This window comes from Cognaticolwellia aestuarii (assembly GCF_002000025.1).
Taxonomy (GTDB): domain Bacteria; phylum Pseudomonadota; class Gammaproteobacteria; order Enterobacterales; family Alteromonadaceae; genus Cognaticolwellia; species Cognaticolwellia aestuarii.
Genome location: NZ_MUZV01000009.1, coordinates 188,937 through 206,006, shown reverse-complemented (window position 1 = coordinate 206,006; position 17,070 = coordinate 188,937). Strand labels below are relative to the sequence as shown.

The following is a 17,070-nucleotide window of genomic DNA, read 5'->3' as shown; positions in this document are numbered from 1 at the left end:
AAACCGCCTCTTCGACTTGTCCCGAAGAAGTGGAGCGCATTTTAGAGATTTATCGCCCCGCGTCAACCGCTAATTGCAATTAAATTACAGAAATGTGACTGTTTGCTGCTTAATCATTCACAACGTTCTTTTTTCGTTCTAATAAGTACAAAAGCACTCTAAAATCTCTTATTAACCATGCTCTCTATTATACCAATAGCAGATACTTAACGTTACTTACTCCAAATCAGCTTGAGAACCTATTAACAACGAGTGCATCATCTTATTTTGTATCTTTGGCTTCTGCTTCACTATCTTCTTTTACTGTTTCGGTAGATTTTTTTAACGCTTCATTACGAAACTCTGCATCATGATCATCACCTAGCACATGCTCTAATTTCAATTTTTTCACTGAGCGAATAGTAGTAAACGGGCCAGAGCAAGCATATAAGCCGAAAATCAGTAATAAAATATTTTCAGGGCTTGAGGCAATAACAACAAACACCAGTACAATCAATAAAACAAAGACAAAATTAACTTTGCCTTTCCAGTCGACATCTTTAAAACTGTTATACCTAAAGTTACTGACCATTAATAAGCCCGTAATAATGGTTACAAGCCCAATGATAAAGCCATAATCTTCACCATTAATCTGATATTCACTCCCCACCCAAATAAGACTTGCAATAACGCCTGCTGCAGCTGGGCTGGCTAAGCCCTGAAAATAGCGTTTGTCAGCAACACCAACTTGAGTATTAAAACGAGCAAGGCGCAGTGCCGCACAGGCAACATAAATAAATGCCGCTAACCAACCAAACTTACCAAAACTCGACAGCGCCCAGTTATAGGCAACTAGCCCTGGGGCGATACCAAATGACACCATATCTGCCATACTGTCATATTCAGCTCCAAACTCGCTTTGGGTGTTGGTCATGCGAGCTACTCGTCCATCAAGACCATCAAATATCATAGCAATAAAAATGGCGACAGCTGCACTAATAAAATGGCCATTCATTGATGATACAACAGCATAAAAACCTGAAAACAGACCCGCTGTGGTTAATAAATTAGGTAAAAGATAAATACCACGTGTTGGCAATGAATCATCATCATGTTTATCTGGCATAATAAAAACCATAATTCGTTAAAAGTAATTGAGGCTGCTAATCTAGCATATGTACCAGTATGAACAATAGTTGTTGTGTAAATGATTACTGATTTATCAAACTGAAGTTTGAAAAACGCCTTTGTAACTACTATAAAATATGATGGTGGTTACATGACTCTCCTCATTTCTAGGTTTAATATCATTTGAGCAGAGTATTAATTTCGATTATAAAAATAACTCAGTATTAAGTTATGGATGATTACCATGATGAGTATTAAAACTATTACACTACTTATGCTGCTGACTTGTATCGATGTTACAGCCTCTGCAAAACTTACGGTTTATCGCTGGGTTGATGAAAATAATATTGTTCATTTTAGTCAAAATCAGCCCACTCATGGCAACTATGTAGCAACGAGCGTATTAAATGGTAAGAGCCGGTCCATAACGGGTTCTACAATAAGGGGGAGAGAAAAGTCACTTGATAATCCGGTGCCTAAAAATCAGTCGCAAGCTAATACTAAACAACAAAGTGCTGCAGATGTAAGCATGTGTAAAACAGCACGAGATAATGTTAAAACCTTACAAAATTTCGATAGAATTCAATATAAAGACACAAATGATAATATGAAGATATTAACTCTATCGGAAAAAACACAGCAGCTAGCAATGAATAAAAAACAAGCCGAAGTTTATTGTCATGACTAAATCAATAAACATCTCGGCTTGAATACACTCAAAGCAATATTAAGTTATGGCGCTCGAGTTTTAGTAGTAAAACTCAATTCACCCTCACTAAGTTCAACTAAGATCTGGTCACCAGCTAAAAATTCGTTAGCCAATAGCTTGTGCGCTAATGGGTTTTCAATCTCTTGCTGTATTGAACGTTTTAAAGGTCTTGCTCCGAAGATCGGATCAAACCCTGCCGCGGCGACAAAAGACAATGCTTCATCAGATAATGTCATCGTTATATCTCGTTCTTCTAAACGCTCAGTCAAAGCTGCAATCTGAATACTCGCAATGTTTTTGATTTGCTCAGCAAGTAATGGATGAAAAACGACGGTTTCATCGACACGGTTAATAAACTCAGGTTTGAAGTGTTGACCGAGCTCTGCTATGACCCTAGATTTCATTTGCTGATACTGACTATCATCACCATATTCTTGGATAATATCAGAGCCAATATTTGAAGTCATAATGATAACTGTATTTTTAAAGTCTACCGTGCGTCCTTGACCATCAGTTAACCGTCCGTCATCAAGCACTTGTAGTAAGATGTTAAAAACATCTGGGTGAGCCTTTTCAATTTCATCGAGTAGGATAACGGAATAAGGTTTACGCCTTACCGCTTCAGTTAGATATCCGCCCTCTTCGTACCCCACATAACCAGGGGGGGCACCGACAAGACGTGCCACCGAGTGCTTCTCCATAAATTCTGACATATCCACTCGTACTAGTGCGTCTTCACTATCGAAAAGAAAATGAGCCAGTGCTTTTGTGAGTTCGGTTTTACCAACACCTGTTGGCCCAAGAAATAGAAATGAACCTATGGGTTGATCGGGATCGGCTAAACCGGCACGTGAACGTCTAATGGCATTAGATACAGAAACAACCGCCTCTGATTGACCAATAACACGTTTATGAAGATTGTCCTCCATGTGCAGTAACTTATCAGACTCACCTTCTAACATTTTTGCCACAGGAATACCGGTAGCACGACTTAGTACATCAGCAATTTCGACATCAGTAACTTTGTTACGTAGTAAGGTCATTTCTTGCATTTCAGCTTGGCTAGCCAGATCAAGTTGTTTTTCAAGATCGGGAATACGACTATATTGTAACTCTGCCATAACATTCAGGTCACCAGCTCGGCGTGCAGCCTCAAGCTCAATACGCGCATGCTCTAAATCGGTTTTAATTGCTTGTGTGCCGTGCAACGCCGCTTTTTCAGTTTTCCACACTTCGTCTAATTCATCATAACTGGCTTGGCAAGCAACAATATCATCTTGTATTAAGTCTAAACGTTTTTTGGAAGCGGGATCAGAGTCTTTAGCTAACGCTCGCTGTTCCAGCTTTAACTGTATCAAGCGACGCTCTAATCGATCTAAGTTTTCAGGCTTTGAGTCCATTTGCATACGAATGCTAGACGCGGCTTCATCAATAAGATCAATCGCTTTATCAGGTAATTGTCGATCACTAACATAACGATGTGACAATGTTGCTGCAGCAACAATAGCAGGATCGGTAATTTCAACATTATGATGAAGCTCGTAGCGCTCTTTCAGACCACGTAATATAGCAATTGTATCTTCGACACTCGGTTCATCTATTAATACTTTTTGAAAGCGTCGTTCTAACGCGGCATCTTTTTCAATATATTGGCGATATTCATCTAACGTTGTTGCACCAACACAATGTAATTCACCTCGCGCTAAGGCTGGTTTTAACATGTTGCCCGCATCCATAGCACCATCGCTTTTACCAGCACCAACCATAGTATGAAGCTCATCAATGAAGAGTATCACTTGGCCTTCGAGTTGGCTTAATTCATTAAGCACCGCTTTCAGACGCTCTTCAAATTCGCCACGATATTTAGCGCCAGCAACAAGTGCGCCCATATCAAGTGATAAGACCCGTTTATTTCGAATTCCTTCTGGGACTTCATGATCAACAATACGTTGTGCTAGACCTTCAGCAATTGCTGTTTTACCAACCCCAGGCTGACCAATTAATACCGGGTTATTTTTAGTACGACGTTGTAAAACTTGAATTGTACGCCTGATTTCATCATCACGGCCAATAACAGGGTCCAACTTGCCTTGTTCTGCTCGCTCAGTTAAATCAACAGTGTATTTTTCTAGCGCTTGTCGAGTTTCTTCCGCATTTTCATCATCGACATTTTTCCCTCCGCGTATATGAACAATAGCATCTTGAATTCGCTGCTCATTCGCGCCTAAACCTTTTAGAATTTGACCTAACTTGCCTTTGTCTTGTAACGCTGCTAAAACAAATATTTCAGATGAGATAAATTTATCACCATGTTTTTGTGCAAACTTGTCACAAAGGTTTAAGATGTTTGCCATAGCAGACGATAACTGTACTTCGCCACCGGTGCCTGTTACTTGTGCTAATTCATCAATAGCTGTTTCCACTTGTGCTCGTAAGGTTCGAACATTAATTCCAGCACTCTTTAATAACGGAATAATACTGCTCGCATTTTGATTTAACAACGCAAGCATTAAATGTACAGGCTCGATGAATTGATGATCTTTACCTAATGCAATGGATTGTGCATCAGATATTGCTACTTGAAAAGTTTGGGTAAATCGGTCTAAACGCATTAACCTTCTCCTAATGCCATATTACTGGGCTTACAGTTTACTTACCTATGTTATAAGGACAGCCATCAGCATTTTCAAGGAAATGGCGCTTTAACTTTTGATTTAGCGCAAAAAAAGAATGAAAAAAAGAAATGAGCTAGATAGATTTCAAACATATAACGCTAGCCATACGCCCCGTTATATTATCTCGACGATAAGAATAGTATTTTTCCTTGTTGCTATAAGTGCAATCGCCCAATTGCATAATATTGTTAACACCTAAATTTAATAGTTGTAACTTGGCAATGTGTTGTAAATCAGCCCAATATTTTAGCTCTTTTAAATCACTAAGCGTTGACTTAAAGGGAGAAAATGCAGCAGAGAAGTCGGCTGACATTTGACAAAATATATCCTTTACTTCTTGGCCGACTTCAAACCTTTTAGCACCAATACAAGGCCCCATCCATGCAACAATATCGCTTGGTGAACTATGCATTTTTGTAATAGTTCGTGCAATAATATTACTTGATAAAGGGCGCCAACCCCCATGAATAGCAGCAACCTCACTGCCCTCTTTATTTGACAATAAAATAGGCAAACAATCTGCCGTCATTATTGCCAAGGCAATATGCGGATTGCGAGTTATAGCAGCATCAGCAACAATAGCTTTATTTTCATAGTTAAGAACTTCAGCAACATGGTTACCATGAACTTGTTCAAACCACTGAATTTTTGCTTGCTTAGGCAAGTATTGCAGTAGCGACTTTCTATTTAATGCAACATGCTCAGCACAGTCACCAACATGATCGCCCTGGTTAAAAGCCGAAAATGCCGAACGGTGTTCTTTTTGCTTGAGAGTAGTTAATGAGGAATCTTGCAAATTACCAACAGGTAACTGATGAGGTGAAGGTAATCTATTAGTAGTAAAGGCCAACACATGATCGGTTGGCCAGTTAATCATCGTTATGTTATCTGGTAATTTAGTAGTCACTATCAGTTAAATTACTTTTTGTATCTGCGCGTAAAATATTAGTCAGCGCCACCATGTCATCAGGAATATCAGCATGCCAAGTCATTTGCTCACCGGTTATAGGGTGATATAAAGATAACATTGCCGCATGTAATGCTTGACGCTTAAATTGACGGAGCATTTCACGTAACTCTTCCGAGGCATTTTTCGGTGGTCGTGGGCGTCCACCGTAAACAGGATCGCCTACTAATGGGTGTGTAATATGCGCCATATGTACACGAATTTGATGTGTTCGACCGGTTTCCAGACGTAAACGTAATCGCGTATGTAGCCTAAACTTCTCCATAACACGATAATGCGTCACCGATGGACGGCCTGAAAAAGTTACCGCCATATGCGTACGCTTTGTGGCATGACGACCAATAGGTTCATCAACTAAACCACCAGCAGTCATAGTTCCATTAGCAATAGCTTCATATTCACGAGTAATTTCACGTGCCTGTAAAGATTCAACTAAGTTAGTTTGTGCTGCAATTGTTTTTGCTACCACCATCAAACCTGTGGTGTCTTTATCAAGGCGATGAACTATGCCCGCTCTTGGTACAACATCTAACTGCGGACAATGATGCAACAAAGCATTTAACACCGTGCCATCAGGATTACCAGCACCTGGGTGAACAACAAAGCCCGCAGGCTTGTTAATCACTAATATATCGTCATCTTCATAAACAATATTTAATGGTAAATCTTGGGCAGCAAAGCGAACTTCAGCCTCAACTTCGGTATTGATGGCGATTTGTTCACCACCAAACATTTTTTCACGGGCTTTGTCGACAACGACACCATCAACCGTAACATGTCCAGCTAAAATCCACTCTTTTAAGCGTGAACGTGAATAGTCAGGGAACATTTCGGCCAAAGTCTGGTCGAAACGCTTACCTAAGCATGATTCGGGAACCGTGTCCCGGTGTTGAATTATTTCAGCCATTAAACTCTCTATTAATTAGCACTGTGCAAGGCATGATTGCTAGGTTAGAATGCCAATGCTTATTTTACCTCTTTGCTAAAGCAATTACATTAAGTAATTCTAATGAGGAAGATATTTATTTTAACTAAAACAAAGTAGTGATATTGAAGTCTATGGAAAAAATGACAATAAAAATAATATGCCTTACGCTAATGCTAGCATTGGTAGGCTGTTCAGGAACAAACGAGAAAGAAATTGAAAAAATACCAGACAAATCTGCTCAAGCATTGTTTGCTGATGCAAGAGAGTCACTTGATAATGGATTATATCAAAAAGCCATTCAAATTTTATCAGCGATAGATTCTCGATTTCCTTATGGACCTATTTCTCATCAAGTTCAATTAGACTTAATTTACGCATATTACAAAAGTGGCGATGCGGCTCAGGGCTTAGCATTAACTGATCGATTTCTTCGCCTGAATCCTGCGCATGCTAATTTAGATTATGTTTACTATATGCGAGCATTAATCAACATCGCGACGCAAGAAAATTTATTTCAGGATTTGGCTGGCATAGACCGTTCAGATCGTGATCCTACTGCTGCACGAGATGCTTTTAATGATTTAAAAATCGTTTTAGAAAAGTATCCTGAAAGTAAATATGCTGCTGACTCACGTCAACGCATGATTGCAATTAAATCTCGATTAGCAAAATATGAATTGTCTGTAGCACGTTACTATTTTAAACGCGGGGCGTTTGTATCCTCAGCTAACAGAGGAAAATACATTGTTGAATACTTCTCTCCTAGCCCTGAAACTGAAGCGGCATTAGAAATTATGATCATGTGCTATGAAGAGTTAGGCTTAACTGAATTACAAACTAACGCTAAGCAAGTACTCGCGGCAAATTATCCTAACAACCCGCTCGTTAAGTAGTATTAATTAATCCATATCAATAACTGAATACTCACTTACTATTAAAAATACCAGCAGATGCTGGTATTTTTAATTGTCTTGGCGCTATGAAGAAAGTACAGCCTTTGGTTAGATTGTCAGCTAATCAGCTAATCAGCTCGTTATTATATAGCCTCTTCGTCTTCTTCCCCGGTACGAATACGAATCACGCGCTCGACGTCAGTAATAAATATTTTACCATCACCAATTTTTCCGGTTTGTGCCGTTTCTAAAATAGTATTTACACAACGTTCAACATTTTCTTTTTTCACTACTATTTCTAGTTTTACTTTCGGTAAAAAATCCACCATATACTCAGCGCCTCGATAAAGCTCAGTATGACCTTTTTGCCGTCCGAAGCCTTTTACCTCAGATACTGTCATGCCTGTTACACCAATTTCGCCTAGCGCTTCACGTACATCATCCATTTTAAATGGTTTAATTATCGCTTCTATCTTTTTCATTTTTACAGCCTATAGGTTAATTTTTAAACTCAGCATTTCATTGATAATTATTATTATCTACATCACAGCCTAACATCAAGCGATTGTACACAGAATTCACTTACAGCTATAGTGCAAAAATTCTAATCAAAGATAGATTTTGTTACACTAGCTTTAATCCTGACATAAAAATCAGTTTAACTCGCATATTCACTTATCACCTAAAGGAAATATAATGAACGCCCAGGCAATAATCGATGAAATGAAAGTATTACCTGAAATTGATACTGCGTTTGAAATTAAACGTAGAATCGACTTTATTAAAAATAAGTTAGTACAGTCAGGACTAAAATCTCTAATTCTAGGTATTAGTGGTGGCATTGATTCATCAACCTGCGGACGTTTGGCTCAACTTGCGGTTGACGCTTTAAATAGTGAAAACGTTAAAAGTGATACAAAATATCAGTTTATTGCCGTTAGACTTCCCTTTGATGTGCAAGCAGATGAAGATGACGCACAACTCGCCCTGCAGTTTATAAAGCCGAGCCATAGCTTAAGTACTAATATATTTGCTGGTGTAGAAGGTATACATCAAGAAGCAATTAATGCTTTACAAGAGGCTGATATTTTTACCGCCTCTGCTGCAGCGGTAGATTTTTCTAAAGGCAATGTTAAAGCTCGCACTCGCATGGTGATGCAATACCATATCGCTGGAATATTAGGAGGTTTAGTATTAGGCACAGATCATTCCGCTGAAAATATAACGGGTTTCTTTACCAAATGGGGTGATGGTGCTTGCGATTTAGCGCCTTTGTTTGGTTTGTCTAAACGCCAAGTAAAACAACTTGCTCGTGCGTTAAACGCGCCTGAGCAATTGATTGAAAAAGCCCCTACCGCTGACTTAGAAGAGCTGACTCCAAGCAAAAAAGATGAAGACGCTTTAGGTATGAGTTACGACCAATTGGATGACTTTTTGGAAGGTAAAAACACCGATAAAGCAATTGAAAACAAAATAATGTCTATCTATATGAAAACACAACATAAGCGTTTAGCAATTCCAACAATATATGAGAATTAACTCATTTTACTTGGAATAATCATCAGATTTTGACTATAAATAGCGTAGAACTACGTACTCAACTAAGGAATGGTTGTTATGTCAAAATTCGTTGGATTTACCATCATAGAAACACTGGTTTCATTAGCGATATTGCTAAGTTTAATTGCCATCGGCGTCCCAAGTCTCAACAATTTCATTGTTTACACTCGTGTAGACAATGAAATTTTTAGCCTCCACCGTTTAATTTTAATTGCGAGGAATACCGCGATAAGTGCCAATTCTAAAGTTACTCTTTGCCCACTTAATAGCAACGGTCAATGCAAAAATTCATGGCATAAGGAGCTAAGTGTATTCATAGATATTAACAATAATAAGATCTATGAGCCCTCACTCGATGAACAACTTATTGCTCATAAAGCCGCAATAAAAGTCGGTGATAAACTACAGTACGGTAAAACGCGTGTAGGCCTAACATACGCAGCCACAGGACATTTAGCAGGATGGGGGCAAAATGCTACTTTCAGCTATTGCCCTAAAGGTCATAATGACAAAAACAGAGGCATTGTTGTCGCGACTTCAGGCCGAGCTTATGTAAGTGCCGCAAATAAAACCAATCAAAAAAATATCAGACGCACTGGTGCCTTAATCAAGTGCACATAACGTATTAACCACAATAATCAGCCTAAAATATAAAGCGCTTAACATCTAACAGGAGCTGAGGGTTATTTGTGTCGTCATTAATATAAATAACCAGCAGCATAGTCTTAGCATATCCAACCAGTTTGAACTTAAACTAAGTACTTATTGATGCAAGGAATGTTGCTTTTCACACTAAAAAACGGTTAATTTAATCGATAATATTTTGCTGTGGAAAATGATAAAAGTAAAACAAATTTGCTAGCTGAGTATAGGTAACAATGTTATAAGTAAAATATCACCCTAACATTGGCTGTCGTAATGCCTAAAAACCACAATACACATCAATCGGCTAAAAAATTCATCTCAGGCTTTACCATTACCGAGCTTCTTATTGGTATATTTATTATAGGCATATTAACGGCAGTCGCCGTACCGAGTTTAGGAAGCTTTATGTTGCAATCACGTGTTGATAACGAAATAAGTGAATTGCAGCGCCTGCTATTAACAGCTAGAAACAGTGCTGTTAATAGTGGGAAAAATGTAACTGTCTGTCCATTAAGTGGCACAAGTTGTAGCACAAATTGGCAAAACGAATTAAGTGTATTTACTAATAATGATAATTCATTGGTAAATAATAAAAGCTTTGACAGCGCTAATGAAGAACTTATTAAAGTTAAAGCTAAAGTTGCTAGCGGTGATACCTTAAAATTTAGTCAAACTATTATTATTTTCTCTCCTACAGGCCGGCTAGTTTCAGGGGGTAATGGTGCTTTTAGTTATTGCCCTAAAGATAATACTGACTTATCACGTGGTATTAACATTTCATTATCTGGTCGATTATATAAAACTTCTGATACGGATAATGACAATAAAGACGAGAATAGAGACGGCACTGATGTTTCCTGTAGCTAGTGTACTTTACTCAAGAAAATCCGGGCTTTAGTAAAATCCTAACTGTTAAGTTGGCATGAGAACAATACTGACTGATTAACGACAATAAATCACTTTTACGGTAATAACACAACTATTTACCGTGCTTGACTCTTAAACAAACGATTCGCTTTCAATGAGGAAAATTTTGCGGTTAAGGGAACACATTCGAATACCTTTTGGATTTGTTGCTTATCCCTTGATAGCGATGTCAGTACTTTGCGCTTAGGTAAAGTATCAAGCAGCTTTTTAATGTCAGCCTCCTTCACTCTAGCAAAATAAATAATCTCTTTATCACTAGTTAATACGACATGACATTTTGCATCTACTTTGTATGTTTTTTTCACCTGAGCTTCAGCGCTATTATCAAAACTAACAGCGATGAACAGTATGTAAACAATACTGGTTATGTTTTTCATCTTATTGCTCCCAACAAGCGCTAGCGGGTAGTTTTTTGCCAGTTTCACTGACTGATAATTTCTGGCATTGAGTGTCATTAGTTTTTTGTGGTTCAAGCGCGGTCGCCGTTAGAACAAAGCCACCATCAGCCAATGCTGCATCAATACTGTAATAACTATTTTCGGTGATAAACGGGTCTTTATCCAAGCCCAGCTTTTTCATATCACTAGTATACTTTCTATTATCGACATAAAATTGTTCCTGAAGATTAGCTAACCTCAGTAATTCACGTTGTGCTTCGGTACGATTTGAGCGTGTCACAAAATCTATATAGGCTGGAAAAGCGATAGATGCCAAAATTGCAATTATCGCTACTGTCATTAATAGTTCAACTAATGTGAAGCCTCTATTATTCTTACGATTAGCCATTATTGCTCCTCACTAATATACAAATAGGTTCTCATCGTTTGTAGTGTAAAGCCCACCGGTATTATTTTCCGGCCAACGATAATATTACCAATGGCATCATCATTTGTCTCAGGATCACCATCATCATTAGGAACAACAATTAAGGTTGGCGCTCCTAAAAACTGTTCATTGATTACAACTTTACGAACGGGGGCAGCTTCAGGCGTTGCTTCATTCCAATTATATATAGCTGTGCCTAATGCAAGATCTACCGCATATAACAAGCCCGTACCATTAGGTTGTATACAGTGAATAACATTAGTATCTAAGTTTGGGGGAATAAATGTCGTGAAATAAACAACACCATTAATAACAATGGCATCTGCGGTACTTTTTTCTCCTGAACCTTCAAGGTCAATATACCAACCCGATTTATCACTGACCGCTATTTCAAGTGTTTTGCGCTCTTGGGTTGTTAACGTTTTAGCAAAAGGGTCATTTGTGTAATCATACAGATCATTTTTTAATAACGCGGTAGGAGCTTTAGGGGCTTTAGCACCATAAAAAGATTGGGTTTTAATATGCTCATCTTTGATCATAAAAAAGCGATCATTGGTATCTATACCAATAGGATTCGATCGATCACCGCTGCCAATTAAAACAGCATCATAAGGTTTTTCTTGATGACTAATGATTTTAGTGGTTTCTCCATCTTCATCAGTCACTTCAGTTTCAATCGTTTCACTGATAAAAGTACGGACGATTGATGGTTCGTTAAAAAAACGTAAATCAGCGCTATTGCTAGTCCCTCCAAATTCTGCCAATTTAAAAACCGTCCAAGGAGCATTACTATCATTGGGGGTTGCGCTTGGCATATCTACACGCCAAACATTACCGCCGGTATCACCAGTATATAAACGGTCAATCAAGCCATCGCCGTCACTGTCTAAAATACCTATACTTGAGGGAATACTATCAGTGCCAATAAAAGCGCTATCAGCTCCCTGAGGTGCTAAGCTCCACTTCAATGAGCCCGTTGCTGCATCAACCATATAAATAGCACGTCCCTTACCATCAGCAACGCCTGGGTTTACAGAGTCTTTTGCGGCATCGTAACCACCACCAAAAAATAGTACTGGAGCTGCTACTGCACTGTTTCCTGTCCCATTTATGTTCAATTTAGAATAACCAAGCTTTGGTTGTGACCATGACTGGCCAAGCTCCGAAAAACCTGTTGACGTTGCATCAATATGCCATAGTTTACTTGGGACACTTGGATTACTAATATCAAGCGCATAATAAGATGTACCACCACGGCGTAAACCAAAAAACACCCAGACTTTATCTGCACCGTTAATAATACCGTCACCATTATTATCTTTTATATATGATGTAATACTACCGTCAATGCCATACACTTTGTCAGCTGTCGCGTAGTTTTCTCTTAATGGTTTAATATTATTGAAGAATTCTTTTGGCATAAATGCCCAATCTTCATCAACAGTCGCTCCTTTATCTTCAAACATATGAAGCGCTCCAGCATTAGTACCTATGACAACTCGAATACTCGTGCCGTAATTAATCACCAAAGGTTTAGAGTGGAGAGGATCACCAAACACGTCTGGTCGCATAATGGGTGTAGTGCCATCATCCAATTTGACATTATCAACATTTATTCCCATTGCCCAGTTTAAATAGGCCCCCACATCATCTTCAGCAACATCCATTTCAGTCGCGAGTTCAAGACTACCACCAAATGAACTTTCAGCCTGAGTTTCAGTTAATAAGGCTAAAGCTCCGGTAGAGCCAATATCACTGTAGATCACACGGCTTGTTTTGTTACGCAGCATTTGTGCTACGCCTCCTTCACTCACTTTGTCACCGTCTTTAGATTCATCTGGTGACCAAAAGCTTGTTACTTCTTCAGAAAATTGGCCATTATTGGCATCAAGTGCCGGCTTACCATGTTTTCCCACCTGCTTGTTGCTTATAACTTTGTATTTTTTAAGGTTGCCTTGCCATCGCGGCCCATTATCCGGCTGAAACATAGCGTAATAAACTGAGTTTAACGTTTCTGTACGGTCGAAGTTATTCGCGGCAACTGATGCCGATGTCAAGCTGTCATTACTGGGTTCTAAATCTTCCAAAGCGCCAACCAATGCTGCCGTTAGCTGTGCACTATCTGTTGCTCGAAAATATTTCCCACCGCCAAGCCTTGCGGTTTCTTTTAATAGCGGTGCTGCATCATCAGCACCGTCGCTGAAACCAATAGTATAAATATCGGCGGTTTGTTTACCTGATAATTGAGTATTAAGATCATTATTGCTCATCCATTCGGCAAGACCTGCTAAATAGTTGTTATCATATTTGCTACCGGAAAAGTTAATGGTCGTTCCATCATCAACAGTAGATAAAGCTTCTATTTTACCATCGGCATGCTTGTCTTGGGTGGGCACACCATCCGTTATTAAAATAACATAAGCTTTGTTACTACAACTTGAAAAAGGGCTAACATACTTGTTTGATGATTCAACAGAAGAGTCGGTATCTCTGGGCGGGGTATTTTTGGTGTAATATGTACTACCGTCATTATAATAAATATTGATATCGTCATCACCATAATCAACATTCCGACCAGAAAAATACAATGATGATTCATATAGTGTTTCACATAAAGGTGTATTTCCTCTAGCAAGAACTTGATTATTAACTAGATCAAGTAGTGACGATTTATTTTCATCGGTCATTTCCTTAATCCCGGCAACAATACGACCGCCATTACCATGGTTTTGGCTATCGCCATAGTTGTAGTTAAAAATCTGTAAACCAAAATCAATAGAAGGTGCTGAGTTAATCACGTCATTGATGCTTTCTCGTGCCATCTCCATACGGCTACGCGTCTCTTCTTGCGTATTATCACCATAATGCCAACGTAAATAATTATCGGTATACAGTGTTATTAATGTGCCACTCCAGGCCACATCTGAATTGCTCTGCTCAGCAGTATAATATTGTGGCTCACTTTGATCGCCCAAATAGTTAACAGGAAAACCAGGTTCAACACCATCAGCATTGCTAGGATTGTTGCTTAATACATCATCTTCACAATCCAACACATAGATATTGGCACCATTATTATCTGAGAGGTTTCGCCATTGTCCCGTGTTATTTCTATACTTGTAGCGTCGAATATGAGCAGTATAAAACCCCTGAGTCGCTAAAGATGATTTAGCACTATCACAGCCATTTAACGAAGCTAAAAAACGACGTTTTTCTGTCGTAGTATCAGGTCTAGGTATTTCGTCACCCTTGTTATAATATAAAAATTTACTCGAAAACTTAGTGGTATTAGGAATCGCGGGATAATTTACTGCTGGATCGTACCCTATTTTAACCGTCTCTTCTGTCGTCATACTGCCTGAGTTATCAAGAATGATCAGTACTTGGGTTTTAGCCCCTGCAAGCTTTACAGCCTCGCTAACGTATAACTCGATATCTTCACTAAAAGAAATTGTTGGCATCAACACCAATAAACTTATCAGTAAATATTTTTTCATTATGTTAACTCCAGTATTGGGCTAAAATACCTTAGCGTTATCGTAAAAGTTGTTGAACAACACCAGTATTAACGACAACCGTATTGGTATTTTTTCGTCCATATTCACGAACCACTTGCACGCGCAGTACGTTACAGGAAAAAACTTGTGTTGAAGAAGCCGACCTCGAATGCGGGCAATATGGCTCTAACTCTAAGTCATTATTAGCAATTTGAATACCTGCAGTAGTATCACTATCGGTATTCGTTTTAGTTAAGGTCTCTGTTACTACCACAGGGAACTTAACTAAAGGCAAAGCAAAGGCATTATTACCTAACCCACCATTGATTTGTCGAAACATCACCTCATCGCTGGCACTTATTGCTTCCTGTGTGGCGACAACTTTATCTTCACTTGCGCCTGACATTTTCATATCCGATGTAGTATTTTGCATCAAGACGCCAGCAAGAGCTGTTAAAGCGACTAAAAATACTAAAGATACAATTAACACAACGCCTTGTTGTCGACTAAAAGTATTTGTTTTAGCTATCAAATTCACCATGAATCGACCCCTGCGTTATAGAGTGTTACCGTTGAATTAAATAATAATCGGCGATAATTATCATTAAATGTAACGGGCAAGTCACCCAAATTATAAGTATTACTATTAGTATATTGGCTATCGGGAAGAATGCTGCGTGCTAGCACATAAATGCGTATAGCCAAAATCCGGTTATTGTTGCCATGATCCCACTGTGTAATGGTCATATTATCTGCCGAAACAAAAGTATCAACAATACCATAACCTGCATCATCGGGTGAGTCGGTATCTAAACCATACATAAAACGAATCATTTCAATACCATCAATAATCGGATCAAAGGTCATTTTCTTTGTTAGCCGCCCTTGCATTAGAACCGGTACTGTATTATTCCCCTGAGCTTCCTCTCTAATATAGTAAATATGGTGCTGATACTCCCAAAGTTGACTATTTAACACCGCAGGAATAGCCGTACCCGTGAATATCGTCGCTTCGCTTAAATTAGAAATGATATAATACTGTTGCGCTGTGCTTAATGTTAATGGCGTTGATATCGCCCTTTTGAACTGTATAACATCAGATGCTATTTTAGCATCATCAATACACCCCATGATTGAGCTGTTTGTTACCGTTTGCCCCCATAGAGTTCTAAAATGACCAACTCCAGCAGGGAAAGTACCATTATTCAATCCGTCACCGATACATTCATCATCAGGAGCAGTGGGAACCGCATTTAGCATTGCTAAATCCAATGTGCCGGTATAATCACCCCAGAAGTTTTGCTTTAATAAGTCATCACTCAGTACGCTGAGAGCAAAACGACCATTTTCTTGTAATTCACCATAAGTTGTTGTTTCTTGGCTAGTCGTTTTCATACCAACGAAAACACTTATCACGCCAGCAAATAGCGCTAACCCCACCGCAAGGGAAATAAATATTTCAACTAACGTAAACCCATGCTGTTTGTTCATATTAGTTTATAAATGCCTCAACTATCACTTGCCGCCTTTTACTACCGGCAGTACCACAGGTATTTTTTTCTCCATCAAAAATTTCTGTTCTTCCTTCCCAACTGATCACAACAGTAACGGCATTGGCAACTTGGCTTATGCAGCCTCTAACTCCTGTTAAACCGGCAAGCTTATTTCCATCATTAACAACATCCGCTCCCATTAGTGACATTTCCCATTCATACTTGTCATTAATCATCATCTCTGCGGGGTTACATATACCAACAAGCGTATTGCAACGATTTTCGGGCACAGCATCTAAGGTTTCGCCATAATTTGACGCTGCATACCCAGCTAATGCCGCTGAATTGTTACTACGCATTCGTTCAATAATATCTTGAGCTAAAGCCGATGCAACTGAGCGTTGCATCGCATCAAAACTGCCTTTTTTGGCCGTTACTTGCATAGCTACAGCACCCAGAATACCAGTAACTAAGATAAAAACAGCAATCAACACTTCAATAAATGTCATGCCTTTATTAAGGGTGTACTTGTGATGAAAATTACGGGGGAATACATTGTTCAAGCGTTAATCTCCCTTTAAGCAGAAATGACAAACAACAGGTATGATTACTATAGCTGAAAAAAACAAAAGTAAAATAGCTAAATTTAGGCAGGTTCTCGGTGGATAGCGACCAGAGCAGCCACTATGCAGTGTAAGTCTATACATGTTAAAAGTCGCATCAGTAAAGTGCATTAACCTAGACCTTAAATCATTATAACGAGGAAAATTCCTTCTTTTTACTTCTCGCTAGTTCTATTTGCAGTTATATAGATTAGCTTAGTGACCAGCTAACGCAATATAAC

General features: G+C 38.9%; 16 protein-coding genes. 5 read left to right on the top strand and 11 right to left on the bottom strand.

The genetic code is table 11. The features are described from left to right. Positions 1 to 262: 262 nt before the first annotated feature. Positions 263 to 1,105, bottom strand: a complete 843-nt coding sequence (gene pssA, locus B0169_RS14795) for a CDP-diacylglycerol--serine O-phosphatidyltransferase (RefSeq protein WP_077287195.1) — start codon at positions 1,103 to 1,105, stop codon at positions 263 to 265. A 246-nt stretch (positions 1,106 to 1,351) separates the two neighbouring features. Between pssA and B0169_RS14790 the strand changes: the two genes are divergently transcribed. Continuing rightward, positions 1,352 to 1,795, top strand: a complete 444-nt coding sequence (locus B0169_RS14790) for a DUF4124 domain-containing protein (protein ID WP_077287168.1) — start codon at positions 1,352 to 1,354, stop codon at positions 1,793 to 1,795. Between the two features lie 44 nt (positions 1,796 to 1,839). Here the strand turns inward: B0169_RS14790 and clpB are convergent, their stop codons facing one another. The 3 genes from clpB to rluD form a co-directional block, all read right to left on the bottom strand. Beyond that, the gene (clpB, locus tag B0169_RS14785; RefSeq protein WP_077287166.1) at positions 1,840 to 4,428 is read right to left on the bottom strand and encodes an ATP-dependent chaperone ClpB; all 2,589 of its coding nucleotides are present in this window, start codon (positions 4,426 to 4,428) and stop codon (positions 1,840 to 1,842) included. 136 nt (positions 4,429 to 4,564) lie between these two features. Beyond that, the gene (gene pgeF, locus B0169_RS14780; protein ID WP_235838586.1) at positions 4,565 to 5,398 is read right to left on the bottom strand and encodes a peptidoglycan editing factor PgeF; all 834 of its coding nucleotides are present in this window, start codon (positions 5,396 to 5,398) and stop codon (positions 4,565 to 4,567) included. After that, entirely contained in the window at positions 5,388 to 6,365 is a 978-nt protein-coding gene (gene rluD, locus B0169_RS14775) for a 23S rRNA pseudouridine(1911/1915/1917) synthase RluD (RefSeq protein ID WP_077287164.1), read from the bottom strand. Before rluD ends, pgeF begins: the two co-directional genes overlap by 11 nt. Before the next feature lie 161 nt (positions 6,366 to 6,526). Here rluD and B0169_RS14770 point away from each other — a divergent pair, with 161 nt between their 5' ends. Further along, entirely contained in the window at positions 6,527 to 7,279 is a 753-nt protein-coding gene (locus tag B0169_RS14770) for an outer membrane protein assembly factor BamD (RefSeq protein WP_373567838.1), read from the top strand. Between the two features lie 143 nt (positions 7,280 to 7,422). Here B0169_RS14770 and glnB read toward each other — a convergent pair whose 3' ends face one another. Next, entirely contained in the window at positions 7,423 to 7,761 is a 339-nt protein-coding gene (gene glnB / locus B0169_RS14765) for a nitrogen regulatory protein P-II (protein ID WP_077287161.1), read from the bottom strand. A gap of 214 nt (positions 7,762 to 7,975) precedes the next feature. Here glnB and nadE point away from each other — a divergent pair, with 214 nt between their 5' ends. The 3 genes from nadE (at position 7,976) to B0169_RS14750 (ending at position 10,351) form a co-directional block, all read left to right on the top strand. Continuing rightward, positions 7,976 to 8,818, top strand: a complete 843-nt coding sequence (nadE, locus tag B0169_RS14760; RefSeq protein WP_077287159.1) for an ammonia-dependent NAD(+) synthetase — start codon at positions 7,976 to 7,978, stop codon at positions 8,816 to 8,818. Between the two features lie 78 nt (positions 8,819 to 8,896). Continuing rightward, positions 8,897 to 9,460: a GspH/FimT family pseudopilin gene (locus B0169_RS14755; protein ID WP_158077103.1), complete on the top strand. Its 564-nt coding sequence runs from the start codon at positions 8,897 to 8,899 to the stop codon at positions 9,458 to 9,460. A gap of 297 nt (positions 9,461 to 9,757) precedes the next feature. Beyond that, positions 9,758 to 10,351, top strand: coding sequence for a GspH/FimT family protein (locus tag B0169_RS14750; protein WP_077287155.1), 594 nt, complete (start codon positions 9,758 to 9,760; stop codon positions 10,349 to 10,351). Positions 10,352 to 10,467: 116 nt separating this feature from the next. Here the strand turns inward: B0169_RS14750 and B0169_RS14745 are convergent, their stop codons facing one another. The 6 genes from B0169_RS14745 to pilV are packed head-to-tail and all read right to left on the bottom strand — an operon-like array spanning position 10,468 to position 16,789. Beyond that, a complete protein-coding gene (locus tag B0169_RS14745) occupies positions 10,468 to 10,788 on the bottom strand; it encodes a TapY2 family type IVa secretion system protein (protein ID WP_077287153.1) in 321 nt (106 codons plus the stop codon). Position 10,789: 1 nt separating this feature from the next. Then, complete coding sequence (locus tag B0169_RS14740; RefSeq protein WP_077287151.1) at positions 10,790 to 11,197, bottom strand: type IV pilin protein; 408 nt, start codon at positions 11,195 to 11,197, stop codon at positions 10,790 to 10,792. Continuing rightward, complete coding sequence (locus B0169_RS14735; protein WP_077287149.1) at positions 11,197 to 14,733, bottom strand: pilus assembly protein; 3,537 nt, start codon at positions 14,731 to 14,733, stop codon at positions 11,197 to 11,199. Before B0169_RS14735 ends, B0169_RS14740 begins: the two co-directional genes overlap by 1 nt. A 37-nt stretch (positions 14,734 to 14,770) precedes the next feature. Then, positions 14,771 to 15,274, bottom strand: coding sequence for a pilus assembly PilX family protein (locus tag B0169_RS14730; protein WP_077287147.1), 504 nt, complete (start codon positions 15,272 to 15,274; stop codon positions 14,771 to 14,773). Further along, positions 15,268 to 16,224 (bottom strand): PilW family protein, encoded by a 957-nt coding sequence (locus B0169_RS14725; protein WP_077287144.1) that lies wholly within the window; start codon positions 16,222 to 16,224, stop codon positions 15,268 to 15,270. The genes B0169_RS14730 and B0169_RS14725 overlap by 7 nt, the downstream gene beginning before the upstream one ends. A gap of 1 nt (position 16,225) precedes the next feature. Continuing rightward, the gene (pilV, locus tag B0169_RS14720) at positions 16,226 to 16,789 is read right to left on the bottom strand and encodes a type IV pilus modification protein PilV (RefSeq protein WP_143323561.1); all 564 of its coding nucleotides are present in this window, start codon (positions 16,787 to 16,789) and stop codon (positions 16,226 to 16,228) included. Between the last annotated feature and the right edge of the window lie 281 nt (positions 16,790 to 17,070).